At 55.7% G+C, this 1353-nt stretch carries 1 protein-coding gene; it reads right to left on the reverse strand.

What is annotated here, in order from left to right; genetic code table 11:
- Positions 1 to 1055 (reverse strand): tyrosine-type recombinase/integrase (locus ACOVRA_RS13280; protein ID WP_421720722.1); only part of this gene is annotated, 1055 nt, incomplete at its 3' end.
- Positions 1056 to 1353: the final 298 nt, after the last annotated feature.

Raw genomic sequence — 1353 nt, forward strand, 5'->3', positions numbered from 1 at the left:
AGGTCATGCAGCCGCACACCCTGTAGGTTTAGGCTTTGGCGAACTTTTTCCCAAGACTTGTAGAGCCCGACCGTTGGGCCATCTGACCCAGTGAGAGAAGGGAACACATAGCGGGAGGAACGGGGGCGGTCTGTTAGCTCGGCCAGTGAGGCAGAGTTTAGCGGAATGACCTTCTCGCCAGTTTTGGAGCGTCCACGGGGCAGGACAATCCGGCCACGTTCAAGGTCAAGCTCGTTCCACATCAGACCTAGGATCTCGCTCTTTCTTGCACCGGTGAACAGAAGCAGGCGGATGATGGTTGCATGGCTCTCGTCGATCTCGGCATTCTCGGTCAGCACTACGAGCTTGGCTAACAGGTTGCGCGCTTCTTCGGTCGTCAAGAAGCGCTCGCGGCGACCTGGCTTGAATTTCTCTACCCCGATGCAGGGATTGGTTTCGCTAAACCCGTTGCGCACAGCCCAAGACATCATGGCAGAGAAAGAACGAATGAGGCCACCGGCTGAGGTTTGCCCGCCTGAGATGCGTGCGAGGCCTCTGGCTTTTGTTTTGATCCTTGCCGCCGTCTTTCCCGCTGCCACGTCTGCCTGCATCCGCTCAATATCTTGGCGGGTGAGGTCGCGGGCAAATCGCTTGCCGATGAGGGGAATGGCATGGCGGCGCAGGAGCGAGGCATCATTGGCCCAAGAGGATTCCCGTTTATTTGGCTTCGACATCCGGCCTTCCGAGAGATAGCGTTCAATCAGCGCTGCCACGGTAAGCGCGGCGCGCGCCTCCTGCTTCTCAAGTTGGGGGTCAATTCCATCGAGAGCGTCAGCTAACATGTAGCGCGCCCGTTCACGCGCTTGCTCGACCGTCCAAGGGCTGCCTAGATCTCCGATCGTCATCCAGCGTTGCAGCGAGCCAATGCGCAGTTTGACCCCAAAGGACACCCGACCGTTATGAAAGATGCGCGCGACAAAGCCCTTCGCGTCGCTATCCCAGAGGCGCGTCTCGCCAGACGCAGGCCGCACAACTGAATCGAGAAGTCGCTTTGTTAGTTTAACTCGCTCGCCCATAATCCACTCCTGTCGAACAAACTTGACCCAGTTTTCGACTGCCAGATTTTGCTACCAATCAGACGCATAAAACGTGCCAAATCGTCAGTCTGAATCTCGCAGTTTGCTACCAATTTGCTACCAACAGAACGGATTTCGTCAGAAAATGACGGAAGCGTCAGGAATGAAGCGGAACGGCAACATGATGAAATATATATGAAAAATCACGAATTGGAACGTTCAGGAATAAGGCAAAAATGGGGCATGAAAAGACTACGAATCTGAGGGTCGGGCGTTCGAATCGCTCCGGGCGCGCCAT

The sequence above is a fragment of the Aquidulcibacter sp. genome (assembly GCF_049239865.1).
In the GTDB taxonomy this organism is placed as follows: domain Bacteria; phylum Pseudomonadota; class Alphaproteobacteria; order Caulobacterales; family Aquidulcibacteraceae; genus Aquidulcibacter.